General features: G+C 73.9%; 21 protein-coding genes and 5 tRNA genes. 15 read left to right on the top strand and 11 right to left on the bottom strand.

The window, feature by feature from the left end:
- Nucleotides 1-7: 7 nt before the first annotated feature.
- The gene (locus O7598_RS21105) at nucleotides 8-2467 is read left to right on the top strand and encodes a non-reducing end alpha-L-arabinofuranosidase family hydrolase (protein ID WP_269693041.1); all 2460 of its coding nucleotides are present in this window, start codon (nucleotides 8-10) and stop codon (nucleotides 2465-2467) included.
- Between the two features lie 45 nt (nucleotides 2468-2512).
- Here O7598_RS21105 and O7598_RS21100 read toward each other — a convergent pair whose 3' ends face one another.
- The 3 genes from O7598_RS21100 to bioB are packed head-to-tail and all read right to left on the bottom strand — an operon-like array spanning nucleotide 2513 to nucleotide 4292.
- Nucleotides 2513-3019 carry a GNAT family N-acetyltransferase gene (locus O7598_RS21100; protein ID WP_269693040.1) on the bottom strand — a complete coding sequence of 169 codons (507 nt, stop codon included), beginning with the start codon at nucleotides 3017-3019 and terminating at the stop codon, nucleotides 2513-2515.
- A gap of 3 nt (nucleotides 3020-3022) precedes the next feature.
- Nucleotides 3023-3292 (bottom strand): biotin synthase auxiliary protein BsaP, encoded by a 270-nt coding sequence (gene bsaP, locus O7598_RS21095; protein WP_442929877.1) that lies wholly within the window; start codon nucleotides 3290-3292, stop codon nucleotides 3023-3025.
- Between the two features lie 4 nt (nucleotides 3293-3296).
- Complete coding sequence (gene bioB, locus O7598_RS21090) at nucleotides 3297-4292, bottom strand: biotin synthase BioB (protein WP_269693039.1); 996 nt, start codon at nucleotides 4290-4292, stop codon at nucleotides 3297-3299.
- Nucleotides 4293-4412: 120 nt separating this feature from the next.
- Between bioB and O7598_RS21085 the strand changes: the two genes are divergently transcribed.
- The 4 genes from O7598_RS21085 (at nucleotide 4413) to O7598_RS21070 (ending at nucleotide 8750) form a co-directional block, all read left to right on the top strand.
- The gene (locus O7598_RS21085; RefSeq protein WP_269693038.1) at nucleotides 4413-5549 is read left to right on the top strand and encodes an 8-amino-7-oxononanoate synthase; all 1137 of its coding nucleotides are present in this window, start codon (nucleotides 4413-4415) and stop codon (nucleotides 5547-5549) included.
- A gap of 20 nt (nucleotides 5550-5569) precedes the next feature.
- Nucleotides 5570-6274 carry a dethiobiotin synthase gene (gene bioD, locus O7598_RS21080; RefSeq protein ID WP_091068426.1) on the top strand — a complete coding sequence of 235 codons (705 nt, stop codon included), beginning with the start codon at nucleotides 5570-5572 and terminating at the stop codon, nucleotides 6272-6274.
- Between the two features lie 140 nt (nucleotides 6275-6414).
- The gene (locus O7598_RS21075; protein WP_269693037.1) at nucleotides 6415-8076 is read left to right on the top strand and encodes a sensor histidine kinase; all 1662 of its coding nucleotides are present in this window, start codon (nucleotides 6415-6417) and stop codon (nucleotides 8074-8076) included.
- Nucleotides 8073-8750: a response regulator gene (locus tag O7598_RS21070; RefSeq protein WP_269693036.1), complete on the top strand. Its 678-nt coding sequence runs from the start codon at nucleotides 8073-8075 to the stop codon at nucleotides 8748-8750. The genes O7598_RS21075 and O7598_RS21070 overlap by 4 nt, the downstream gene beginning before the upstream one ends.
- A gap of 18 nt (nucleotides 8751-8768) precedes the next feature.
- Here the strand turns inward: O7598_RS21070 and O7598_RS21065 are convergent, their stop codons facing one another.
- The 3 genes from O7598_RS21065 to O7598_RS21055 form a co-directional block, all read right to left on the bottom strand.
- Complete coding sequence (locus tag O7598_RS21065) at nucleotides 8769-9578, bottom strand: ABC transporter permease (protein WP_269693035.1); 810 nt, start codon at nucleotides 9576-9578, stop codon at nucleotides 8769-8771.
- The gene (locus O7598_RS21060) at nucleotides 9575-10507 is read right to left on the bottom strand and encodes an ABC transporter ATP-binding protein (RefSeq protein ID WP_269693034.1); all 933 of its coding nucleotides are present in this window, start codon (nucleotides 10505-10507) and stop codon (nucleotides 9575-9577) included. The genes O7598_RS21065 and O7598_RS21060 overlap by 4 nt, the downstream gene beginning before the upstream one ends.
- An 86-nt stretch (nucleotides 10508-10593) precedes the next feature.
- On the bottom strand, nucleotides 10594-11277 hold the full coding sequence (locus O7598_RS21055; protein ID WP_269693033.1) for a class I SAM-dependent methyltransferase: 684 nt from the start codon (nucleotides 11275-11277) through the stop codon (nucleotides 10594-10596).
- Between the two features lie 177 nt (nucleotides 11278-11454).
- Here O7598_RS21055 and O7598_RS21050 point away from each other — a divergent pair, with 177 nt between their 5' ends.
- Complete coding sequence (locus O7598_RS21050) at nucleotides 11455-12300, top strand: hypothetical protein (protein ID WP_269693032.1); 846 nt, start codon at nucleotides 11455-11457, stop codon at nucleotides 12298-12300.
- An 85-nt stretch (nucleotides 12301-12385) separates the two neighbouring features.
- Nucleotides 12386-13600, top strand: coding sequence for an alkane 1-monooxygenase (locus tag O7598_RS21045; RefSeq protein ID WP_269693031.1), 1215 nt, complete (start codon nucleotides 12386-12388; stop codon nucleotides 13598-13600).
- Here the strand turns inward: O7598_RS21045 and O7598_RS21040 are convergent.
- Nucleotides 13521-14123: a TetR/AcrR family transcriptional regulator gene (locus tag O7598_RS21040; protein WP_269693030.1), complete on the bottom strand. Its 603-nt coding sequence runs from the start codon at nucleotides 14121-14123 to the stop codon at nucleotides 13521-13523. The two genes, O7598_RS21045 and O7598_RS21040, sit on opposite strands and share 80 nt — an antisense overlap.
- A 276-nt stretch (nucleotides 14124-14399) precedes the next feature.
- Between O7598_RS21040 and O7598_RS21035 the strand changes: the two genes are divergently transcribed.
- The 3 genes from O7598_RS21035 to O7598_RS21025 all read left to right on the top strand — a co-directional run bounded on the left by O7598_RS21035 (nucleotide 14400) and on the right by O7598_RS21025 (nucleotide 14663).
- Nucleotides 14400-14472 (top strand) — tRNA-Gly (locus O7598_RS21035).
- 35 nt (nucleotides 14473-14507) lie between these two features.
- A tRNA-Cys gene (locus tag O7598_RS21030) sits at nucleotides 14508-14578 on the top strand.
- Nucleotides 14579-14588: 10 nt separating this feature from the next.
- A tRNA-Val gene (locus O7598_RS21025) sits at nucleotides 14589-14663 on the top strand.
- 50 nt (nucleotides 14664-14713) lie between these two features.
- Here O7598_RS21025 and O7598_RS21020 read toward each other — a convergent pair.
- Nucleotides 14714-15694 (bottom strand): ArsR/SmtB family transcription factor, encoded by a 981-nt coding sequence (locus tag O7598_RS21020; protein ID WP_269693029.1) that lies wholly within the window; start codon nucleotides 15692-15694, stop codon nucleotides 14714-14716.
- A 69-nt stretch (nucleotides 15695-15763) separates the two neighbouring features.
- Between O7598_RS21020 and O7598_RS21015 the strand changes: the two genes are divergently transcribed.
- Nucleotides 15764-16582, top strand: a complete 819-nt coding sequence (locus O7598_RS21015; protein WP_269693028.1) for an isocitrate lyase/PEP mutase family protein — start codon at nucleotides 15764-15766, stop codon at nucleotides 16580-16582.
- Nucleotides 16583-16671: 89 nt separating this feature from the next.
- Here the strand turns inward: O7598_RS21015 and O7598_RS21010 are convergent, their stop codons facing one another.
- Complete coding sequence (locus tag O7598_RS21010; RefSeq protein WP_269693027.1) at nucleotides 16672-16917, bottom strand: DUF6458 family protein; 246 nt, start codon at nucleotides 16915-16917, stop codon at nucleotides 16672-16674.
- A 147-nt stretch (nucleotides 16918-17064) separates the two neighbouring features.
- On the opposite strand from O7598_RS21010, the gene O7598_RS21005 reads away from it, so the two are divergent.
- From O7598_RS21005 to O7598_RS20995, 3 genes are all read left to right on the top strand, one after another.
- Nucleotides 17065-17137, top strand: a tRNA-Gly gene (locus O7598_RS21005).
- Between the two features lie 12 nt (nucleotides 17138-17149).
- Nucleotides 17150-17221: transfer RNA gene (locus O7598_RS21000), tRNA-Val, on the top strand.
- 185 nt (nucleotides 17222-17406) lie between these two features.
- The gene (locus O7598_RS20995; RefSeq protein ID WP_269694929.1) at nucleotides 17407-19044 is read left to right on the top strand and encodes a PKD domain-containing protein; all 1638 of its coding nucleotides are present in this window, start codon (nucleotides 17407-17409) and stop codon (nucleotides 19042-19044) included.
- Nucleotides 19045-19093: 49 nt separating this feature from the next.
- On the opposite strand, the gene O7598_RS20990 is transcribed toward O7598_RS20995, so the two are convergent.
- Complete coding sequence (locus tag O7598_RS20990) at nucleotides 19094-19648, bottom strand: hypothetical protein (RefSeq protein WP_269693026.1); 555 nt, start codon at nucleotides 19646-19648, stop codon at nucleotides 19094-19096.
- Nucleotides 19649-20861: 1213 nt separating this feature from the next.
- Here O7598_RS20990 and O7598_RS20985 point away from each other — a divergent pair.
- The gene (locus O7598_RS20985; RefSeq protein ID WP_269693025.1) at nucleotides 20862-21863 is read left to right on the top strand and encodes an NAD-dependent epimerase/dehydratase family protein; all 1002 of its coding nucleotides are present in this window, start codon (nucleotides 20862-20864) and stop codon (nucleotides 21861-21863) included.
- Nucleotides 21864-21940: 77 nt separating this feature from the next.
- Here O7598_RS20985 and O7598_RS20980 read toward each other — a convergent pair whose 3' ends face one another.
- Nucleotides 21941-22945 (bottom strand): hypothetical protein, encoded by a 1005-nt coding sequence (locus O7598_RS20980; RefSeq protein WP_269693024.1) that lies wholly within the window; start codon nucleotides 22943-22945, stop codon nucleotides 21941-21943.
- Nucleotides 22946-22954 lie beyond the last annotated feature (9 nt).

Here is a 22954-nt window from a genome sequence, read left to right as displayed (position 1 = left end):
GGCCACTGTGGCAATGAACCCATCCGTTCCGCGCGGCGTGACGTGGCGGCGGCGATCGCCCGCCGTCCGGGCGCTGCTCGCCGGCGCGGTCAGCGCCGTGACGGTGGCCGCGGTCGCGGTGATGATGCCGTCGGCGAACGCCGCGGCGAGCACGCTGGGCGCGGCGGCTGCGCAGTCCGGCCGCTACTTCGGCACCGCGATCGCGGCGGGCCGGCTCGGCGACTCGACCTACAGCACGATCGCGGCGCGTGAGTTCAATATGATCACGGCCGAGAACGAGATGAAGCCGGACGCGACGGAGCCGAACCAGAACCAGTTCAACTTCAACTCCGGCGACCAGATCTACAACTGGGCGACCCAGCGCGGCCTCAAGGTCCGCGGTCACACCCTGGCCTGGCATGCCCAGCAGCCGGGCTGGATGCAGCGCCTGAGCGGCAGCGCGTTGCGCAACGCGATGATCAACCACATCAACGGTGTGATGGCCCACTACAAGGGCAAGCTCGCGGCGTGGGACGTGGTCAACGAGGCGTTCAACGAGGACGGCAGTCGCCGTAACTCGAACCTGCAGGGCACCGGCAACGACTGGATCGAGGTGGCGTTCCGCACCGCGCGGGCCGCCGACCCGTCGGTCAAGCTCTGCTACAACGACTACAACATCGAGAACTGGTCGTACGGCAAGACGCAGGGCGTCTACCGGATGATCCAGGACTTCAAGTCCCGGGGCGTGCCGATCGACTGCGTCGGTCTGCAGACCCACTTCACCGGCGGCAGTTCGCTGCCGAGCAACTTCCAGACCACGCTGTCCAGCTTCGCCGCCCTCGGCGTCGACGTGGCGCTCACCGAGGCCGACGTCACCAACGCCTCCACCAGCCAGTACGCCGGCCTCACCCAGGCCTGCATGAACGTACCCCGCTGCATCGGCATCACGGTGTGGGGCGTGCGCGACAGCGACTCGTGGCGCTCGGGTGAGAGCCCGCTGCTGTTCGACGGCGGCGGCAACAAGAAGGCCGCGTACACCTCGGTCCTCAACGCCCTCAACGCCGCCGGCCCCGGGCCGACCGGCACCCCGACCTCGACCCCGACCTCCGGGCCGACCACGCCGCCGCCGTCCGGCGGCGCCGGCCGGATCGTCGGGGTGCAGTCGGGCCGGTGCGTCGACGTGCCCAACTCGTCGCAGACCAACGGCACCCGGGTCCAGCTCTACGACTGCAACAGCCAGTCGAACCAGCAGTGGACGTACACGTCGAGCAAGCAGCTGATGGTCTACGGCAGCAAGTGCCTCGACGCGAACGGCGCGGGCACCGCCAACGGCACCGGGATCATCATCTGGGACTGCAACGGTCAGGCCAACCAGCAGTGGAACATCAACTCCAACGGCACCATCAGCGGCGTGCAGTCCGGCCGCTGCCTCGACGTCTGGGGCACCGGCAACGGCCAGCAGATCCAGCTGTACGACTGCCACGGGCAGACCAACCAGCAGTGGCGGACCGACTTCGGCGGCGGCACCACGCCGACCCCGACGCCGACCACCACGCCGACCTCGACGCCGCCGCCGAGCGGCTGCGCCCTCCCGTCGACCTACCGGTGGTCGTCGACCGGCGCGCTGGCGAACCCGGCGAACGGCTGGGTCTCGGTCAAGGACTTCACCAACGTGGTCTACAACGGCAAGCACCTGGTCTACGCGTCGAACGTCAACAGCAGCGGACAGTACGGCTCGATGAACTTCGGCCTGTTCACCAACTGGTCCGACATGGCCTCGGCCAGCCAGACCGGGATGAGCCAGGGCACCGTGGCGCCCACGCTGCTCTACTTCGCCCCGAAGAACATCTGGGTGCTGGCGTACCAGTGGGGACCGACGTCGTTCAGCTACAAGACGTCGAGCGACCCGACCAACGCCAACGGGTGGTCCGCGGCACAGACGCTCTCCACCGCCACGCTCCCGGACGCCCCCTACGGCGTGATCGACCAGACGCTCATCGGCGACGACCAGAACATGTACCTCTTCTTCGCCGGCGACAACGGCAAGATCTACCGGTCGAGCATGCCGCTCGGGAACTTCCCGGGCAGCTTCGGCTCGAACTACACGACGATCATGACCGACTCGACCAACAACCTGTTCGAGGGCGTCGAGGTCTACAAGGTGCAGGGCCAGAACCAGTACCTGATGCTCGTCGAGGCGATCGGGAGCCAGGGGCGGTACTTCCGCTCCTTCACCGCCACCAGCCTGGGCGGCACCTGGACCCCGAACGCGGCCACCGAGAGCAACCCGTTCGCCGGCAAGGCCAACAGCGGCGCGACGTGGACCAACGACATCAGCCACGGTGATCTGGTCCGCAACAACCCCGACCAGACCAAGACCGTCGACGCCTGCAACCTGCAGATGCTGTACCAGGGCAAGAACCCCAGCGCGGGCGGCGACTACAACCTGCTGCCGTGGCGGCCGGGTGTGCTGACCCTCCAGCGCTAGCCGACCGGACGTGCCCGGCACCCTGCGGTGCCGGGCACGCCCGACTCAGTCGGGCAGATCCTCGACGAGCAGATCCATCAGCAGGCCGTCGTGCCAGCGGCCGTCGGCGCCGCGCTCGTAGCGGCGCATGATGCCCACCGGGCGGAACCCCACCTTCGCGTACGCGCGGATCGCGGCGGTGTTCGCCGCCGCCGGGTCGATGGTGAACCGGTGGTGGCCGTACTCGTCGGCGAGGTGCCGCACCAGCGTGCGGATCGCGTCCCCGCCCAGGCCGGAGCCGCGCGCCGCCGGGTCGAGGAAGATGTCCAGGCTGGCGTGGCGGTAGTCCGGGTCGGTCTCGGCATACCACTGGATCGCGCCGACCAGCCGGTCGTCGTGCTCGATCACGTAGACGGCCAGCGAGTCGTCGGCCAGGTCGGCGCGGACCGCCTCCGCCAGGTCGTCGTCGCCGCGCCACCAGCGGCGTACCTCCGGGGTGGCCCGGATCGCGGCCAGGGCCGGCACGTCGGCGTCCGTCGCCGGCCGCAGCGTCACCGCCCGTCCCCGCAGCACCGCTCAGCCCCGCCGCTCGCCGTGCTCGACGCAGACCGCCGACCAGCCGGCCGGCACGACCTGCACCTTCATCCGCCGGCGGCAGGCCGCGCACCAGCGCGGCGGCTCCAGCGCCCGGGCGGCCGCGCACGCCGCATGCGCGCCGTCGGCCACCGACTCACCGCACCTGTCGCACCAGCGCGCCTCGGCCGTGGCGCCGTCGGCGGCCACGACGCGGCCGGTCGGGCTCGCGCCGCCGGCCGGCGCGGCGGGTCGGGTCAGCTCGGTCACCATCGCCTCACAGGGTCGCGGAGAGCGCCTTCACCGGCATCTTCAGCTCGGTCAGCAGCTTCAGGTCGTCGGTCGCCGGCCGGCCCAGCGTCGTCAGGTAGTTGCCGACGATGACCGCGTTGATGCCGCCGAGCAGGCCGTCGCGGGTGCCGAGGTCACCGAGGGTCAGCTCGCGCCCGCCCGCGTAGCGCAGGATGGTGCGCGGCATGGCCAGCCGGAACGCGGCGATGGCCCGCAGCGCGTCCTTGCCCTCGACCACCGGGCGGTTGCCCAGCGGCGTGCCGGGACGCGGGTTGAGGAAGTTCAGCGGCACCTCGTGCGGGTCCAGCTCGGCGAGCTGCGCGGCGAACTCGGCCCGCTGCTCGACCGTCTCGCCGAGCCCGAGGATGCCGCCGCAGCAGACCTCCATGCCGGACTCGCGGACCATCCGCAGCGTCTCCCACCGCTCCTCCCACGAGTGCGTGCTGACCACGTTCGGGAAGTAGGAGCGGCAGGTCTCCAGGTTGTGGTTGTAGCGGTGCACACCCATCTCGACCAGCTCGTCGACCTGCTCCTGGGTGAGCATGCCGAGCGACGCGGCGACCTGGATGTCGACCGCCTCCCGGATGGCGGCCACACCGTCACGCATCTGCTTCATCAGCCGGGCGTCCGGGCCGCGCACGGCCGCCACGATGCAGAACTCGCTGGCCCCGGTCGCCGCGGTCTGCTTCGCGGCCTCGACCAGCGCCGGGATGTCCAGCCAGACCGAGCGGACCGGCGAGGTGAACAGACCGGACTGGGAGCAGAAGTGGCAGTCCTCCGGGCAGCCGCCGGTCTTCAGCGAGACGATGCCCTCCACCTCGACCTCTGGGCCGCACCAGCGCATCCGCACCTCGTGGGCGAGCTGGAGGGCGGCGGGCAGGTGCTCGTCCGGCAGGTTCAGCACGGCGAGGACGCCGGCTTCGTCGAGGCCGACGCCGTTCTCCAGCACCCGGGTCCGGGCCTGGTCGAGGATCTCTGGCATGGCCGTAACCTAACCCGGCGAGCCGGCACCGCGCCACGCCGGGGCGGCATGGCCGGGTGGTAACTTCGCCCCGCGGAAGCGCCCGGGCGGGCGAGAGGTTCGGTGGGAGGGGACGGCGCGGTGGCGGACTGGCTGGCGGCCCTGGACCGCAGCGCCGAACTGCGCGCCGAGGCGGGCCTGACCCGTACGCTGCGCCCGCGCGCCGCCGACGACGCCGTGGTCGACCTGGCCGGCAACGACTACCTCGGTCTGGCCGCCCACCCGGAGGTCACCGCCGCCGCCACCGCGGCCCTGTCCCGGTACGGGCTGGGCGCCACCGGGTCGCGCCTGGTGCGCGGCTCCACCGACCTGCACCACGCGCTCGAGGACGAGCTGGCCGACTGGCTCGGCGTCGACCGGGCGCTCGTCTTCTCCTCCGGCTACCTGGCCAACCTCGCCGCGGTCCGGGGCCTGACCCAGCCGCGTACGCTGCTCGTCTCCGACGCGCACAACCACGCCTCGCTGATCGACGGCTGCCGGATCTCGCGCGCCGAGACGCTGGTGACGCCGCACGGCGACGTGGCCGCGGTGGCCGCCGCGCTGGCCGCCGCGCCGGGCCGCCCGGCCGTGGTGGTGACCGAGTCGGTCTTCTCCGTCGACGGCGACCTGGCCCCGCTCGCCGAGCTGCACGCGGTGGCCCGGCGGTACGGCGCGCTGCTGCTCGTCGACGACGCGCACGCGCTCGGCGTCACCGGCCCGGCCGGGGCCGGTGGGGTGGCCGCCGCCGGGCTGGCCGGCGAGCCCGACGTGGTGGTCACCGCGACCCTGTCCAAGGCGCTCGGCGGGGCCGGTGGCGTGGTCGCCGGGCCGGCGGAGTTCGTCCGGCACCTGGTGGAGACCGGCCGCACGTTCATCTTCGACACCGCGCCGCCGCCCGCCGTGGTGGCCGGGGTGCACGCCGCGGTGCGGCTGGCCCGGGCCGGCGACGCGGTGCGCGCCGAGCTGGCCGACCGGGTGGCGCTCGCGGTGCGCCGGCTCGGCGCGGCCGGGCTGTCCGTCTCCGCCCCCGACGCGGCGGTGGTGTCGGTGACCGCGCCCGGCCCGGAGGCGGCGACCGCCTGGGCGGCCGCCTGCCGCGAGCGGGGCGTGGCGGTCGGCTGCTTCCGCCCGCCGTCCACGCCCGACGGCCGTTCCCGGCTGCGGCTGACCGTCGGTGCCGGGGTGGACCGGGCGGCCTTCGACCGGGCGCTGGACGTGATCGTGGAGGTGGCGCCGTGAGCGACGGCTGGACCGGAGCGGTGCTGGTGACCGGCACCGACACCGAGGTCGGCAAGACCGTGGTGACCGCCGCGATCGCCGCCGCCGCGCAGGCGGCCGGCCTGCGGGTCGCGGTGGTCAAGCCGGGCCAGACCGGTACGGCCACCGGCGAGCCGGGCGACGTCGACTCGGTGAACCGGCTGGCCGCCCCGCTCACCGGCCGGACGCTCGCGAGCTATCCGGACCCGCTCGCCCCGCTGGCCGCGGCCCGGGTCGCCGAGCTGCCGCCGCTGGAGCTCTACAGCGCTGTCGACGCGATCCGCGAGGAGGCCGACAAGCACGACCTGGTGCTGGTCGAGGGCGCCGGCGGGCTGCTCGTACCGATGGGGCTGCGCCCGTCCGGCGAGCCCTGGACGGTCGCCGACCTGGCGGTGTCGCTGGGCGCGCCGGCCGTGGTGGTGGCGCGGGCCGGGCTGGGCACGCTCAACCACACCGCGTTGACGCTGGAGGCGCTGGAGCGACGCGCCGTACCGGCCGGCGTGGTGATCGGCGCCTGGCCGGCCGAGGCGGAGCTGGTGCACTGGCTCAACCTGTCCGAGCTGGTGCCGAACCTGCTCGGCGCGCTGCCGGCCGGCGCCGGCGGAATGGACCCGGGCGTGTTCCGCCGCTCCGCGCCCGGCTGGCTCACCCCCGCCCTCTACGGCGTGCTCGACGACTGGCGGGCCTGGGCCGAGGAGAGCGGCTGAGCGGTAAGGCGGGGCCCCTTCTTAACGCATTCGGTATAGGCGGGGGCCCCTTTTAACGCCGCCTTCCGCCCGTTAAGGCGTGCTGAGCACCTGACCTTCGTCGGTGTCCGGCCCCGGCCGGCGTGGGTAGCGTGACCGCCGTGGAACTGCGCCCGCTGTCCCCGACGGCCCGTCGCCGGGTCGGTGACCTGCTGCTCTGGGCCGTGCTCGCGACGCCGGTGACGTACGCCCGGCTCACCCCGCCGTGGCGGTCGCACGAGGTGCCCCTGCTGGTCGGCGTGCTGGCGCTGCTCGGCGTGGCGGTGGCGGTGAGCCGCCGGTGGCCGCTCGCGGCGGTGTCGGCGGTGGTGGCCGGCTCCCTTGTCGACGGCAACGTGGTGTTCGCCATCCCGGTCCTCGGCTACCTGGCCGGGCTGCGCAGTGCCCGCGCCGCCCCGGCGGCGGCAGTGTTCGCCGCCATCGCGGTGACCGGCACCGTGCTCAACCTCGGCCTGCTCGGCACCGAGCCGGCCACCTGGTTCCAGCTCGCCTCGGTGCTGCTCTTCGCCGGCGTGTTCCCCTGGCTGCTGGGCCGGCTGCGGCGCCAGCACCGGGCGCTTGCCGCGGCCGGGCGACGGCACGCCGCGCAGGAGCGGCGGAGCGAGGCGGAACGGGTACGTCTGCGCGAGCGGGCCCGCATCGCCCAGGACATGCACGACTCGCTCGGCCACGACCTGAGCCTCATCGCGTTGCGGGCGGGCGCGCTGGAGCTGGCGACCGGGTTGTCGCCGGCGCACCGGGCGGCGGCGGGGGAGCTGCGGGCCAGCGTCGCCGCCGCCACCGAGCGGCTGCACGAGGTGATCGGGGTGCTGCGCGAGGAGCGCACCCGGCGCCCGCCCGGCGAGTCGGTCGCCGACCTGGTCGACGGTGCCCGTGACGCCGGCATGACCGTGCACCTGCCCGGCGACGCGGCCGCCGACGTGGGCCTGCCGCCGCTGGTCGCGCACGCGGTGCACCGGGTGGTCCGGGAAGCATTGACCAACGCCGCCCGGTACGCGCCGGACGCCCCGGTCACCGTCACCGTGGCGCGCGCCGCCGACGCGGTCACGGTCGCGGTGGTAAACCCGCCGGCCCCGGCCGGTCCGCTGCCCGGGCCGGCGTCGCACGGCTCCGGCCTGCTGGCGCTGCGCGAGCGGGTACGCCTCGCCGGCGGCGCCCTGGACGCCGGCGGGTGCGACGGCGGTTGGGCGGTCACGGCCCGCCTTCCGTTGCCCGGGGACGGGTCGCCCGCCCCGGCCGACGGCCGTCGGTCGGACGGGGTCCGACCCGGCGGCGCCCCGGTGCCCGTCGCCGGCCTCGGCCCACCGCGCAACGGTCGGCGGCCCGGCGGCGACCCGCATGACGGCGGCGATCCGCACGGCGGCGATCCGCGCGACGGCGGTCCGCACGGCGGCGGCGACCCGCACGACGGTGGGCGGTCCGGCGTCGAGGCGCGGCGGCTGCGGGAGGCCCGGCGGCGGGTGCGGCGCAGCCTGCTCGTCGCGTTCGGCGCGCCGGCCGGGCTGGCGCTGGCGCTCGCGCTGGTCTACTACCCGCTCGCCACGGCCGGCGCGGTGCTGGACCGACCCGGCTACGACCGGCTGCGGCTGGGCGAGCAGCGCGACACGCTCGGACTGCCCCGCCGGCAGGCCGAACCGCCCGCCACCGGAGCGGCCCCGGGCTGCGAGTTCTACACCGACGGCAACTTCCCGTTCGCGGAGCCGACCTGGCGGCTCTGCTTCCGCGACGGGAAACTGGTCAGCAAGGAGCGGATCGCGTCATGACCGACGACCACGGTCGCCCACTGCGGGTGGTGCTCGCCGACGACGAGGCGATGGTGCGCGCCGGGGTGCGGGCGATCCTCGCCGCCGACCCGGGCATCGAGGTGGTCGGCGAGGCGGGCGACGGCCACGCCGCGGTGGAACTCGTGCGCGCGCACCGGCCCCGGGTGGCGCTGCTCGACATCCGGATGCCCCGCTGTGACGGGCTCGACGCGGCGGCGCAGATCCGCCGCCTGGTGCCGGAGACCGCGCCGGTCATGCTCACCACGTTCGGCGACGACGACCTGATCGCCCGCGCGCTCGGCCACGGCGCCGCCGGCTTCCTGCTGAAGTCCGGTGACCCGAGGGAACTGCTGGCCGGGGTGCGCGCGGTGGCCGACGGCGGGGCGTACCTGTCGCCCCGGGTGGCCCGCCGGGTGATCGAGCTGAGCGGCGGGCGGCTCGCCCGGGGCCCGTCCGCGCGGGACCGGCTGTCCGGGTTGACCGATCGGGAGCGCGAGGTGCTCGCGCTGGTCGGGGCCGGCCTGTCCAACGCCGAGATCGCCCGCCGGCTGCACCTGGTCGAGGGCACCGTGAAGAGCTACCTGACCAGCGTCTTCACCCGGCTCGACGTGCGCAACCGGGTGCAGGCGGCGATCCTCGCGTACGAGGCGGGGCTGGTCCCGCCCGCCGGCTGACCAGCCCCGCCCGGCTGGTCAGGCGTCGCGCCGGGCCAGCGCCCACCGGCCGAGCGCCACCGCGGCGCCGGTCCAGCCGGCGAGCAGCAGCAGCCCCACGGCCGCCGGGTACGGCTCGGTGTCGCCGGCCAGGAAGTGGGTGCCGGCGACACCGGGAAAGGCGTCCGCGATCCGGGTGAGCACGGTGATGTCCGGCTCCTGCAACGACAGCGGCACGATGTAGAGCAGCGCGAGGAGCACGGTCAGCGTCAGCACCGGGCCGCGCAGCGCCGCGGCCAGCCCGAGCGCCAGCACGCCCACCAGCGCCAGGTACGCGGCGCAGGCGAGCACGTCGGCCACCGTCGCGCCGAGCGGCGCCCGCCCCCATTCGCCCAGCACCGGCCGGGCCACCCCCGCGCCGACGGCGCCGAGCAGCAGCCCGACCCCGAACGTCACCGCGCCGACCACTATCGCCTTGGCCGCGAGCACCCGGCTCCGCGACGGGGTGCAGCGCAGCGTGGTGCGGATGGTGCCGGTGGCGAACTCGCTGGTGATCGCGAACAGGCCGAGGCCGATCACCACGAACTGGGTCAGCTCCAGCGAGCCGGCCACCACCTCGCCGACGTCGAGCACGCCCGGGTTCACGGTCGGGTCGTCGTCGGTGTTGGCGTTCACCGCGTAGATGGCGAGCTGGGCGGCGGTGGCCGCCATGGTGACCAGCGCCGCGAGGAGCGTCCACCAGGTGGAGCGCACCGACCAGAGCTTGGTCCACTCGGCCGCCACCGCGCCGGCGAGCGGGTGGCCGGCGGGCGCCGGCCGGGACCGGTCCAGCGTGGACGGCGTGGTCATCGGGTGACACCTCCGGTCGGGCCGGCGGCGAACTCGACGCTGCCGGCGGTCAGTTCCAGGAACGCCTCCTCCAGGGAGGGCGCGACCGCTGTCAGCTCGTGCAGCCGCACTCCCAGCTCGTACGCGAGGTCGCCGACCCGGCCGGCGGTGCTCCCGGCCACGGCCAGACCGTCCCCGTCGGCGGTGACCGTGGCCCCCTCGGCGGCCAGCCGGTCACCGAGCGCGGCGAGCGCGGCCGGCTCGGGCCCGCGTACCCGGACCGAGGCTGCCGGCCGGGCGGCGATCAGCTCGGCCAGCGGCGAGTCGGCCACCAGCCGGCCGCGGCCGAGCACCACCACCCGGTCGGCGGTCTGCTGCATCTCGCTCATCAGGTGGCTGGAGATCAGCACCGTGCGGCCCTCGTCGGCGAGCTTGCGGGTGAAGCCGCGGATCCACCGCACCCCGTCCGGGTCGAGCCCGTTGACCGGCTCGTCGAGCAGCAGCACCGGCGGGTCGCCGAGCAGCGCGCCGGCGATGCCGAGCCGCTGCCCCATGCCCAGCGACAGCGCCCGGCCCGGCTTGCCGGCGGCACGCGCGTCCAGGCCGACCAGGTCGAGCACCTCGGCCACCCGCCGGGCCGGTACGCCGTTGCTGCGCGCCATCGCCCGCAGGTGGGCCGCGCCCGAGCGGGCCGGGTGCACGCCGGTGGCGTCGAGCAGCGCGCCGACCTCGTAGAGCGGGTGGCGCAGGGTGCGGTAGTCCCGGCCGTCGACAAGCGCCGCCCCGGCGGTGGGCCGGTCCAGGCCGAGCACCATCCGCATGGTGGTGGACTTGCCGGCGCCGTTCGGGCCGAGGAACCCGGTCACCTGGCCGGGGCGTATCTCGACGGTCAGGTCGTCGACCGCGGTCACCCCGCCGAACCGTTTCGTCAACCCACGAAGTGTGATCATGCGCCGACGCTAGGCGGCGCCACTGGCGTGCCACCGCCGCCGAAAGCCACCCACCCACCCCCACTTTGGTAAGGCGGGGCCCCTTCTCACACCCCCGCCTCACCGCGCCGGGCGCCGGGCGGGTTCGGGTCCAGCTCCCACACCGTGGTGCGCTTGACCCGGACGCTCTCCAGCGCCTCGGAGACCGGCACGTCGTAGCCGGCGAGTTCGCCGAACCGCTCGCGGGGCAGGAACGCCCGGTCCGGGTCGCCCACCAGCACCCGCGCGCCGGAGCGGGCGGCCCGCAGCAGGAAGCGCAGCATCCGCCGGGCCATCGCCTCGCTGTAGAAGACGTCGCCGGCCAGCACCACCTCGGCGTCCCCGGCGTCGGAGTCGAGGACGTCGCCGAGTTCGGCGTCGACGCGTACCCCGTTGGCCTCGGCGTTGAGCGCGACCGCCGCGACGGCCCGCTCGTCCACCTCGACGGCCCGGACGGCGGTCGCGCCGGCCCGGGCCGCGGCGATGGCGACCAGGCCGGAGCCGGAGGCCAGGTCGAGCACCCGACGGCCGGCGACCACCTCCGGGTGGTCGGTCACGTAACGGGCGAGCGCCTGCCCGCCGGCCCAGGCGAAGGCCCAGAACGGCGGCGGCTGGGAGCTGCGGAACTCGCCCTCGGTCAGCTCCCAGAGGCCGATCGGCTCGTCGGCCTGGTGCAGCCGCACCTCGGGGACGAACGCGACCGGGGCGAGGCGGGCATGCAGCCGGACGAACGCGGCGGACAGCTCGGACACCCGCTGATTGTGTCTGACGGCCGAACCCGGGCGTGTCGGCGGGCGGCGGTGACCGGTTCACCACGGTCGGTGAAACCACCCCCCGATGTTGACGTTGGGTGCGAACACGCCCGTCTACCGGGGCGGGCGACGCGCTCCTAGCGTTGCGGGTGGACACGACCGAGGTGAGGAGGCGTGGTGAGCGGGTGGCGGCACGCGCTACGGATCGGGCTGGTGCTGACCTGTCTGGCCGGCGCCGGGTACGGCGGGGCGGCGCCGGCGCGGGCGGCGGCCGGCTTCTCCACGGAGTTGAGCGGCCTGCCGGACGAGTTCACCGGTGGCAACCGGGTGGAGACGCTCTCCGCGGTGGTGTCCCGGTCCGACCGCGCCAACGGCAACGACTGCGTCAAGGTGCGCTGGTCGATGCTGTTGCGGGTGCAGGGCCTGCGGCTGGACCAGGTCAAGGTGGACCGGGTGGAGGAGACCGGCTCGTTCCCGCTGGAGATCCGGACCGAGGGTGACACCGCGCGGCTGACCGACCGGGAACTGGATCCGGGCGTGCTCTGCCCGGGTCGCACCGTGACGGCGCAGTACCGGGTGGCGTTCGCCGAGGACGTCGGGCGCGGTCGGGTGAGCATCGCCGCCGAGGCGTACGACCCGCAGTTGCGGCTGCTGGCCCGGCGGACCGCGTCCCGTCAGGTGGTGGGGGAGGTGGCCGAGCCGACGCCGGAGCCGACGCCGACGAGCGCCGAGCCGACCGACCCGCCCAGCGAGGAGCCGACCGTCGAGGAGTCGGCGGCGGACGAGCCGACGGACCCGGCGGCGGCCGAGCTGCCGCCGCCCGACGCGGCCGGCCGGCCGGTCGCCGAGACCGGCGGTTTCGGCATGGCGCAGGCCGCCTTCCTGCTCGGTGGCCTGCTGCTCTTCCTCGGCGCCGGGCTGCTGCTGCGGATGCGACGCCTGCTGCGTCCCGCCGGTGAGCCGGCGGAGGAGTCGGCGCCGACGTTCGAGCGGCGGCGGACCGTCCGGCGGCGGTGGCGCTGACACCCGCTTTACAAAAACTCCGGTCTTGTAAAAACGCTCTCCGGCTGGGACAGTCGGTCCAGGAGCAACCGATCGGAGTCCGACGATGCCTACCGACACCGTTCCGTGGCGGGACACCCGCAAGCCGCTCTGGCCCCTCGCCCTGCTCGTGCCGGCGCTGCCGTTCCTGGCCTGGTCGGTCTGGCACGGCACCGGCTCGGGCTGGGCCTGGTGGCTCACCCCGGCGGTGGTCTTCGGCCTCATCCCGTTGATCGACCTGTGGATCGGCGACGACCGGGAGAACCCGCCCGACGAGGCGGTGCCGGCGTTGCAGGCCGACGGCTACTACCGCTGGCTCACCTACCTCTACCTGCCGGCCCAGTACGCCGCACTGGTGCTGTGCTGCGCGGTCTGGGCCGGCGGCCGGCTCTCCTGGCCGGCCGCCGCCGGTCTGGTCGCCACCGTCGGGGTGGTGGACGGCATCGCCATCAACACCGCCCACGAGCTGGGGCACAAGCGGGAGCGGGCGGAGCGTTGGCTGTCCAAGATCGCGCTGGCGCCGACCGGGTACGGGCACTTCTTCGTCGAGCACAACCGGGGCCACCACACCCGCGTCGCCACCCCGGAGGATCCGGCCAGCTCGCGGCTCGGCGAGACGTTCTGGGCGTTCTGGCCGCGCACTGTCGCCGGCAGCCTGCGCTCGGCCTGGCGGCTGGAGACCGCCCGGTTCCGGCTGCGCGGGCGCAGCCCGTGGACCTGGCGCAACGAGGTGCTCAACGCCTGGGCGATGACCGTCGCGCTCTTCGCCGCGCTGGCGGTGGTGTTCGGCCCGGGCGTGCTGGTCTTCCTCGTCCTCCAGGCGGTGGTCGGCTTCTCCCTGCTGGAGGCGGTCAACTATCTGGAGCACTACGGCCTGGCGCGGCAGCGCACCGCGGCCGGCCGCTACGAGAAGGTCGACCCGCGGCACAGCTGGAACAGCGACCGGACCGTCACCAACGTCTTCCTCTTCCAGCTCCAGCGGCACAGCGACCACCACGCCAACCCGCTGCGCCGCTACCAGACGCTGCGCAGCTTCGACGCCTCGCCGCAGCTGCCGGCCGGCTACGCCAGCATGGTGGTCGCCGCGCTGGTGCCCCCGCTCTGGCGGCGGCTGATGGACCACCGGGTGCTGGCCCACTACCGGGGTGACCTGTCCGCGGCGAACGTCCACCCGCCGGCCCGGGCCCGGGTCGCCCGTCGGCTCAGTCGAGCTGGCTCGGCTCCAGGCTCAGTTCCCGGGCCGCGACCAGGCGGACCCACTCGGCGATCTGCCGCCGGGTGATCACCCGCTCGTGCACCGCCAGCTGCACCGCCAGGCCGTCCATCACGGCGCTGATCCGCCAGGCGGCGCCGGCCGGGTCCGGGCAGGCGAACGTGCCGTCGGCGACGCCGTCGGCGATCACCGACGCCAGGTCCTGCCGCCAGCGCAGGTCCAGGCGGCGGGAGAGCTTCTCCAACTCCGGGGTACGCATCGACTCGGCCCAGCCGTCGATCCACATCGACCACGAGGTGGACCGGCCGGTCGGCGCGTAGAGGCGGAGCATCCGGCGCAGCTTGGCCAGCGGCGGGGCGGAGGAGCGGAGCACCGCGTCGAGGCGGGCCAGGTCCTGCTCGACGGCGTACGCGAAGGCCTGTGCGAGCAGCCGGTCCTTGGTGGCGAAGTGGTAGAAGACCAGCGCCTGGCTGACCCCGGCCGCCTCCGCCACGTCGGCGGTACGGGTGTTGGCGAGCCCTCGTTCCGCGATCACCTCGCAGGCGGTGCGCAGCAGCGCATCCAGGCGGATCTCGGCGGCACGTCTCGTCACGCCGTTACGGTAACCCATCCGAATGACCACGAGGAGTCACCGGACCGGCCGGTCGGAGGTGGGACAGTCGGATGCCGGACACTCGGCTCACCGGCCAGGATCCGCAGGTGGGCGCGGTTGTGAACGGCTCCGCCGGAGCTGTCACCCAGGCTCCTAGGAAGCTTGCGGGTGATCGCGTGCCACTCCGGCCGGACGCGCCCGAACGGGGATCCGATTTGGCAACCGATCCGGGCTCGGCTAAAGTTCTCATCCGTCACCGGGAAACGCCGGGGGCGTGCGGACGTAGCGCAGCTGGTAGCGCATCACCTTGCCAAGGTGAGGGTCGCGGGTTCGAATCCCGTCGTCCGCTCGGAGATGCCGCCACGCATTGTCGGGGGCAACCTCGGTGGAGTGGCCGAGAGGCGAGGCAACGGCCTGCAAAGCCGTGTACACGGGTTCAAATCCCGTCTCCACCTCGCATGACGAGGGCGATTGGCGCAGTGGGAGCGCGCTTCCTTGACACGGAAGAGGTCACTGGTTCAAACCCAGTATCGCCCACCACGGAAAAAGGCTGTGTCGATCACACGACGCGGCCTTTTTCGTCGTCCGGATCAGGTCGAGGCGACCACCAGCGCATCAGCCACCGCCGTCCGGCTGCTGAGCATTGATCGGCCCTGCCGGCGGGTCACCACCAGGCCGGCGGCCCGCAGCGCGGTGAGGTGTTGCGAGACCCCGGCCGGGGAGAGCCCGGTCCGCCGGGACAGTTCCGTGGTCGACCGGGGCGCGTCGAGCGCCGCCAGCAGCCGCGCCCGGCCCCGGCCCAGCACCGCGCCCAACGCGTCCGGCGCGCCCACCGGGGTCTCCCAGATCGTGCCGACGCCCCGCGCCGGGTAGGCGAGCTGGGGGACGTCACCGGCCGAGATGCTCAGCACCGACGGCCAGACGAACACCGAGGGCACCAGGACCAGCCCGCCACCGACGGGCACGTCCGGCGCCGTGCAGTGACGCTGGCTGACCAGCAGGGCGTCGCCCTCCCAGCGGACCCGCTCGTGCAGGTCGTTGAGGAGGCCGGCGGCGCCGTCCGCCGCCATCCGGCGGGCCCGGTGGAACACGTCGGCGTCGAGCACCGCCCGGATGCGGGGCCAGTCCGGCGCGACGGCCAACCGCCAGTACGCCTCGACCTCGGTGGCCAGTCGGGCCAGTCCGGTGACCGGGTCGGCGTACAGCGCGCCCAGCGCCGCCGGTCGGGGCCCCGGTAGCAGGTCGAGTTGGGCGCGGACCGCCTCCGGCGGGGTGGCGCGCAGCGTGGCCAGTTCCTCGGCCAGGTCCGGGTCCAGGCCCGCCGGCGGCGGGGTGAGGAAGTCCGGCAGGTATCCCGGGGCCGGTGGGACCAGCTGCCACAGCAGGCCGGCCTCCGGGTCGAGCAGGCCCGCCTCGGCCAGCCGGGGCCGGACCCGACCGGCCCAGGGCAGGTGGATCGCGTGGCGGCCGGGGTCGCGGAGCACCCGGACGCCGGCCACGACCTCCCAGAGGCCGGACATCGCGAAGCGGACGCGCGCCACGGCACCCGCCGAGAGGCCGATCGCGACCACGCCGCCCCCTTCGTTTCAGCCAGGACTGAAACATTACGACGACCGGCCGCGCACACCGAGACTGACCGGGTGAACGAACAGCACACCCGAGCCCAGCACTTCCGTAGCCTGCACGTGCCCGGCGAGCCGTTGATCCTGGTCAACGCGTGGGACGCGGCGAGCGCCCGGATCGTGGCCGCCGCCGGCGCCCGCGCGGTCGCCACCACCAGCGCCGGCGTCGCCTGGAGCCGCGGCGCGCCCGACGGCGACGCGCTCGCCCGGGACACCGCCGTCGACGCCATCCGCGTGGTCGCCGGAGCGGTCCGCCTCCCGGTCACCGCCGACATCGAGTCCGGGTTCGGCGACACCCCCGACGACGTGGCCGAGACCGTGACCGCGGTGCTCGCGGCCGGCGCGGTCGGGGTGAACGTCGAGGACGCGCGGCACGACGGGAACGGGCCGCTGCGCCCGGTCGACGAGCAGTGCGCCCGTCTGGCGGCCGTCCGGGCCGCCGCCGACCGCGCCGGCATCCCGCTGTACGTCAACGCACGGGTCGACACCTTCCTGCGTGGCGTCGGCGGAGTGCCGGAGACGGTGGCGCGCGCCGAGGCGTACCTGGCCGCCGGCGCGGACGGCGTCTTCGTGCCGGGGACGGTCGACCCGGCGACCGTGGCGGCGCTGGCGTCCGCGATCCCCGCGCCACTGAACGTGCTGGTCGGGCCGGGCGCGCCACCGGTGGCCGAGTTGGCGCGGCTCGGGGCGGCCCGGGTCAGCCTCGGGTCGGCGGTCGCCGAGGCGGCGTACGCGGTGGCCCACCGGGCGGCGGCGGAGGCATTCGGCGCCGGAACCTACGAGGCGCTGACCGGCGCGCTCGACTACGGCACGATCAACGCCCTGATGCGGGACTGACCCGGGTACGCGGACGGGGACGCCGTCGTGGCGTCCCCGTCCGGGCCGGTTCCCGGGGACCGATCAGCTCCGTCGGCCCCCGCTGGAGATCACATCGGCGGGGCGACGTCCCGCCGCTCCTCGACCCGGCGGTACTCCACCGGCTGCTCGGCGGTGGTGGTGACCACCTGGCGGCGCCGGCCCCAGACCAGCGTCGTCATGATCAGGCCGAGCACGCCGGCCGCCATCAGGATCCAGCCGACGACGTCGAGGTTGACGCCGCCGACGTTGGCGTTGAGCGCGAACGTGAGGATCGCGCCGACCGCGATCAGGAAGATGCTCGTACCGATACCCACGACAGCCTCCTTCAGGGGGTAATTGTGCTGTCGCGTCGGTCAGTACCCCGGCAACGAGCAGCGCAATCACGGCCGCCGGGGGGCTGTCGTTGGGCGATCTTGGCATCGGGTAGAGTTTCCCTGTCGCCGACGCGAGTCGGCGGCGACGCGGACGTAGCGCAGCTGGTAGCGCATCACCTTGCCAAGGTGAGGGTCGCGGGTTCGAATCCCGTCGTCCGCTCGCGAACTGCCCGGGCGATTGGCGCAGTGGGAGCGCGCTTCCTTGACACGGAAGAGGTCACTGGTTCAAACCCAGTATCGCCCACCGAAGATCACTTCTCCACCGCCGGTCGATCGGCGTGCGTCTCCCACCGGCCGGTGTCGGCACCGGCCACATCGGTCACCGCACGGCACCGAGAGCCGGCCACCCATCCACCGTGCGGGTTATGGAGCCGTGGACCGCCGCGTGTCAGGGTGAGGCCCGATACGCAGGGAGGCGGTCACGTGCGGATGATCGAGCGGGGACGATGGCGGCGGACGGCCGCCCGGTTGGGTGTGGCGGCGGTCGTCGCGGCGGCCGGGGTGACGGTGGGCGCGGCCCCCGCGCAGGCCACCGCGACCCGGACCGTGGCGTTCTGGAGCATGGACGAGCCGGCGTCGTCGACCGTGCTCAGGGACAGCAGCGGCAGTGGCCGGCACGGCACGGTCGGCGGCGAGGTCGTCACCGGCGCGCTCTACGCCGGCGCCACCGGGCACCGCTTCGCCACCCACCTGCCCACCGAGGAGCAGGCCGTGCCGGGCCACGTGGACCTGGTGCCGCACAGCACCGACTTCAACCCGGACGCCGGCGACTTCTCGGTGACCATCCGCTACCGGACCACGTACTCGTTCGGCAACATCCTCCAGAAGGGACAGGGCGACGCGGCCGGCGGCTACTGGAAGTTCGAGGCGCCGAGCGGCAAGCCGCGATGCCTGTTCCGCGGCGGCGACGGCGCCTCACGCACCGGCTACACCGACGTGGCGATCTCCGACGGGCAGTGGCACACGGTGACCTGCAACCGCACTTCGGCCTATGTGGAGATGTACGTCGACGGGGTGCGGACCAGCCGGCTGAACGGGCCGACCGGCACCATCGCCAACTCCTGGCAGATCTCCGCCGGCGGCAAGAGCCAGTGTGACGGCAAGAAGGTCACCTGCGACTACTTCGCCGGCGACATCGACTACGTGAAGATCCTGAAGGGTTCGGGCGGCCCGGCCAACCAGGCGCCGGTGGCCGACCTGGCACCGACCTGCGCCGGGCTGGTGTGCACGTTCTCCGCCGCCGGTTCCACCGACGCCGACGGCGCGATCCAGGACCACCGCTGGGACTTCGGCGACGGATCCACCGCCGGCACCGTCTCGGTGCCGACCACCTCCCACACGTACGCGGCGGCCGGCACCTATCCGGTCACGCTGACGGTCACCGACGACCGCGGCGCGACCGGCACCGCGACCGTGGACGTCACCGTCGCGCCGGTGCCGGAACGGATCACCTTCGTCGGGCAGGCCACCGCCAACGCCAACTGGACCAGCCACACGGTGACCGTCCCGGCGACCGTGCAACCCGGCGACAAGCTGCTGCTCCTGCTCAGCCAGAACACCCACACCGGCACCGGGGAGCCGACCGGGGTGACCGGGTGGAACCGCCTCGACCGGCTCGACGGCGGCTACGCGACCACCACCGCCTGGTGGAAGACCGCAACCGCCGGCGACGCGGGTACGGCGGTGCAGGTGGCGCTGGACAGCCAGGCGAAGGGCAACCTGGTGCTGGCCGCGTACCGGGGCGTCGCGCCGGGCGCGCCGACGTTCACCAGGGCCACCGACCCGGCCAGCACCGCCACCCGGATCACGCCGTACGCGCCGGTGTCGACCGCGCAGAGTTGGGCCGTGTCGTACTGGGTGCACGGTGACGCGGCCTCCACCGCACTCACCCCGCCGGCCGGGGTCACGGTCCGCAGCAACAGTTCGCAGACCGGTGGTGGTCGGGTGACCGCCCTGCTGGCCGACTCGGCGAGCAGCGTCCCGGCGGGCAGCTACGGCGGCCTCGCCGCGACCGGTGCGGCGGCCAGCACGACCACCACCACGTGGACGTTCGTCCTGGCCCCTTGACGCGGAAAGGCCGGCACCCGTTCTCGGGTGCCGGCCTTCGCGTGTGTGCTTACTTGGTCCAGTGCTTGTTGACGAGGTCGGTGGCCTGCTTCTCCCACTGGGCGTAGGCGTCGGGGTAAGCGGAGACCTGCACGGTCTGGGCGGCCTTGGTCAGGGGCATGTCCTGCCAGCCGTCGACCTGCTTCAGCCCCTTGAGGAACGCAAGCGTCGAGTACTCAGGGTCGGTGATCTGCTCCGGCGTGCCCCAACCACTCGACGGGCGCTGCTGGAACAGGCCCAGCGAGTCGTGATCGTTCTTGTCGCCGAGGTGGCCGAGGTTCTCCAGCTTCGACTCCTGCAGGGCGGTGCCGATCGAGACGACCGCGGCGCGCTCGGGCAGGCCGGCCTTCTTCGTCGCGGCGATGATCGCCTTGACGTTGGCGGTCTGCTCGTCATTGAGGGTGATGGTCGACTGCTCACCCTGCACACTCGCGGCGGCGACGGGCTTGCCGGCCGTGGCGTGGGCGGGGGTGTCGGCGTGGGCGGCGATCGGACCGGCGAACACACCACCGGTGAAGGCCAGACCAGCAATACCGAGAATGCTCTTGCGCAGGATCGTGTTCATGAGGGGGCTCCATTCGGGGGTCGACACACCGGGGGGTGTGTGGGCACCGTCAGGCGCTCAGAAGATCAAGGATCTGGCGTGGCCGCGGGGCCGGGGGCCTCGTCGCGGGTGCCGGGAGTGTGTGTAACGACCGGGCGGCCACCGTCATTCCCGGGGCCGTCACCGCAGGGGATGCGGGTCGGCCCGCCTCGGGGGTTGGCGGCGCGGGGGTGCGCTCGTCTTCCTCGGTCGTTCACCCATCTACAACGCCCCGCACCCCGCCCCGATTCCACCGCCAGGGTGCCGCCCACCACCCCCGAACCGGACACCCACCCCATTCGGAACACCCGACGGCACGCCACCGGCACCCGCGAGCCGCACGCGACACCCAGCACGCTCCATCACCCCACAACCGGAACGCCCCAGGCCACATCCCGACCCCGCAGACGCCCACCCGTTCCACCCACCACAATCCGCCCCACGACCGGAACGCCATGGGTGCCTCAACGCCCTGCACAGACCCATGGCGTTCCACTCACGCCCCACGAACCCCGCGACTGGAACGCTGTGGGTGTCTCAACGCCCCGCAGACACCCACAGCGTTCCACCCGCGCCCCGCGAACCCCACGCCTGAAACGCCATGGGTGCCTCGCCCCGCACAGGCCCGTGGCGTTCCACCCGCGCTCCGTCGGGCGCACGACTGGAACGCCATGGGTGCCTCGACGCCCCGCACAGACCCATGACGTTCCACCCGCGCTCCGCGAACGCCTCGACTGGAACGCTATGGCTGTCTCAAGGCCTCGCAGACGTCCATGGCGTTCCACCCACGCCTCACCGGCCCTGCGACTGGAACGCCATGGGTGCCTCAAGGCCTCGCAGACGCCCATGACGTTCCACCCGCGCCCCGCGAACGTCTCGACTGGAACGCTATGGGTGTCTCAACGCCCCGCAGACACCCATGGCGTTCCACCCACGCCCCGCGCGCCCGGCGACTGGAACACAAGGGCCTCAGGGCGCCACCACGTTCGCCGCGACCGGGTGTCTGAGGTCCTCGGAGTGCAACCGAGCCGGTCGGCCACCACCGTCCGGTCCGGGAGTACGACGCCCGGGCCGTGATCGACTCGCGGGGGTGAGCGCCCTGCCCGGAACCCGCGCGGAACCGTTCTGCCGTCGGCAGATCCGCTCACCGTGAACAGGGTGTCCCCGGGCGGGGTTCGAGCGGCAGGGTAGGGCGATGCGACTGTTGATGCTGGGTGGCACGGGTTTCGTCGGCGGGGCGGTGGTCACGGAGGCGGTACGCCGGGGCTGGGCGGTGACCGTCTTCAACCGGGGGGTGAGCGGGGAGGCGCCGGTCGGCGTACACCGGTTGCGGGGTGACCGCGACGAGCCCGGCGGGTTGGCCGCCCTCGCCGGCGGCGAGTGGGACCTGGTGGTGGACACCTGGGACGGCGCGCCACGGGCCGTGCGGGACGCGGCACGGGCGGTGGCCGGCGCGGTGCCGCACTACGTCTACGTCTCCAGTGGCTCGGTCTACGCCCCGCCGGTCGGCCTGGGCACCGGCGAGGAGGCGGCGACCGTGGCGGCGGAGCCGGACGCGGGCTTCGGCGACTACGCGAGCAACAAGGCCGGCGGGGAGCGGGCCGCGGTGGAGGTGTTCGGCGACCGGGCGTTGCTGGTGCGGGCCGGGCTGATCCTCGGGCCGGGGGAGGAGATCGGCCGGTTGCCGTGGTGGCTGCAGCGGATCGCCCGGGGCGGCGAGGTGCTGGCGCCCGGGCCGCGTGACCTCCCGGTGCAGTACGTCGACGTCCGCGACCTGGCGATCTGGCTGCTGGACCGGGGCGCCGAGGGCGTCGGTGGGGCGTACAACGTGGTCAGTCGCAGCGGGCACACGACGACCGGCGAGCTACTCGACGCGGCGGTGGCGGCGACCGGGTCGACGGCGACGCTGCGCTGGGTGGAGCCGGGCCCGATCCTGGCCGCCGGGGTGGAGCCGTGGAACGACCTGCCGATCTGGATCCCGCGCGGCCATGAGTACCGCTGGTTGCAGGAGCGGGACGTCGAGCGGGCGTACGCGGCGGGTCTGGTCTGCCGGCCGGTCGCCGAGACGGTGGCCGACACGTGGCGGTGGCTGCGCGAGGTGGGTCGGGTGCCGGCGCGGGCCGGGCGGCCGGCGCGGGCCCCGGTGGGTCTGGCGCCGGAGCGGGAGGCGGCGCTGCTGGCCGGCCTGCCCGCGTGAGATGACGGGGGAAGCGCGGCGGGGCCAGGTCCCGTTGGCCCCGCCGCGCTCGTCGTGCGCCGCAACCGGTGCGGCGCTCAGGGGTGCGTGCCGACCTGGCTGGCCTCGGCCTCCCAGATGCCGTACTGCCGTTCGGCCGGTGGCAGACCGTAGAAGCAGACGCTGTCGACCTGCCCGGCCGTCTCGTTCGCCACCGACGAGCCGAAGGTGACGTAGCGGTAGCCGCGGTCGGACTTCGCGCCGTCGATCCCCGCCTCGGTGATCTTCATGCTGATGCCCTGGTTCCAGCCCCGCACATAGTCGATCATCTTGTACGGGTTGCGCTCGCCGCCGCCGTCCGCGCCGCGCACCAGGTAGCTGGAGCTGTAACAGTGCACGGTCGCGACGTCCGGCCGGTACGGCCCGGTGAGCATCGCGCCGAGCCCGTCGCCGGTGTCCCGGACGAACGCGTCGAACCAGCGCCCGGAGCTGCCGAAGGTGAACCCGGAGCCGTCGCCGGTCCAGCGGCCGGCCGGCATGTTGATCGCCCACAGCAGGTTGCCCCGGTCCTGGGCCGGCTTGTTGTCGCGGATCGTCGCCAGCCGGTTCCACCGGGCCAGCCACGGGTTGTCCGGCTGGTGCCAGTCGGGTTCGTTGCCGATCTCCCAGACGAAGAGCGTGTTCGGGTGGGCGTCGACGTACGGCAGCAGTTGGTCGAGCTGGCGGCGCGCCAGGGCCGGGTCCGGGTCCTCCGACGACTGGATGATCATCTCGGTGAGCCCGGTGCCGCGCAGCTCGTCGAGCTGGCCGTCGCTGAACTGGCGGCGGTTCGGGTCGCTCCAGAACATCGAGATGCGGGCGGTCTGCGGGCGCATCCGGCGCAGCAGGTCCACCTTGCGGGAGAACTCGATGTTGTTGGTCGCGCTGCCGGGCGAGACCACCGCGCCCCACTTCATGTAGTAGGCGGCGGACGCGGGGGCGGTGGTGCCGAGCAGGCCGCCCGCGCTCAGCACGGCGGCGGACGCGCCGACGCCGCCGAGGAGCCGGCGCCGGGACAGCCCCGGCCCGCCGCCCGGCGGCGGGGTGGTGGTGTGCTCGCTCATCGTGGGCCT

This window comes from Micromonospora sp. WMMC241, from assembly GCF_027460165.1.
GTDB lineage: Bacteria > Actinomycetota > Actinomycetes > Mycobacteriales > Micromonosporaceae > Micromonospora > Micromonospora humi.
The sequence above is the reverse complement of the archived record's forward strand: the minus strand, read 5'-3'. Positions and strand labels throughout refer to the sequence as shown.

Coding starts and splice junctions, on each gene's coding strand:
- bsaP (WP_442929877.1), bottom strand. CDS start 3,292: ATGGTGACCGAGCTGACCCGACCCGCCGCGCCGGCCGGCGGCGCGAGC.
- bioB (WP_269693039.1), bottom strand. CDS start 4,292: ATGCCAGAGATCCTCGACCAGGCCCGGACCCGGGTGCTGGAGAACGGC.
- O7598_RS21070 (WP_269693036.1), top strand. CDS start 8,073: ATGACCGACGACCACGGTCGCCCACTGCGGGTGGTGCTCGCCGACGAC.
- O7598_RS21065 (WP_269693035.1), bottom strand. CDS start 9,578: ATGACCACGCCGTCCACGCTGGACCGGTCCCGGCCGGCGCCCGCCGGC.
- O7598_RS21060 (WP_269693034.1), bottom strand. CDS start 10,507: ATGATCACACTTCGTGGGTTGACGAAACGGTTCGGCGGGGTGACCGCG.
- O7598_RS21045 (WP_269693031.1), top strand. CDS start 12,386: ATGCCTACCGACACCGTTCCGTGGCGGGACACCCGCAAGCCGCTCTGG.
- O7598_RS20995 (WP_269694929.1), top strand. CDS start 17,407: ATGATCGAGCGGGGACGATGGCGGCGGACGGCCGCCCGGTTGGGTGTG.
- O7598_RS20990 (WP_269693026.1), bottom strand. CDS start 19,648: ATGAACACGATCCTGCGCAAGAGCATTCTCGGTATTGCTGGTCTGGCC.
- O7598_RS20985 (WP_269693025.1), top strand. CDS start 20,862: ATGCGACTGTTGATGCTGGGTGGCACGGGTTTCGTCGGCGGGGCGGTG.
- O7598_RS20980 (WP_269693024.1), bottom strand. CDS start 22,945: ATGAGCGAGCACACCACCACCCCGCCGCCGGGCGGCGGGCCGGGGCTG.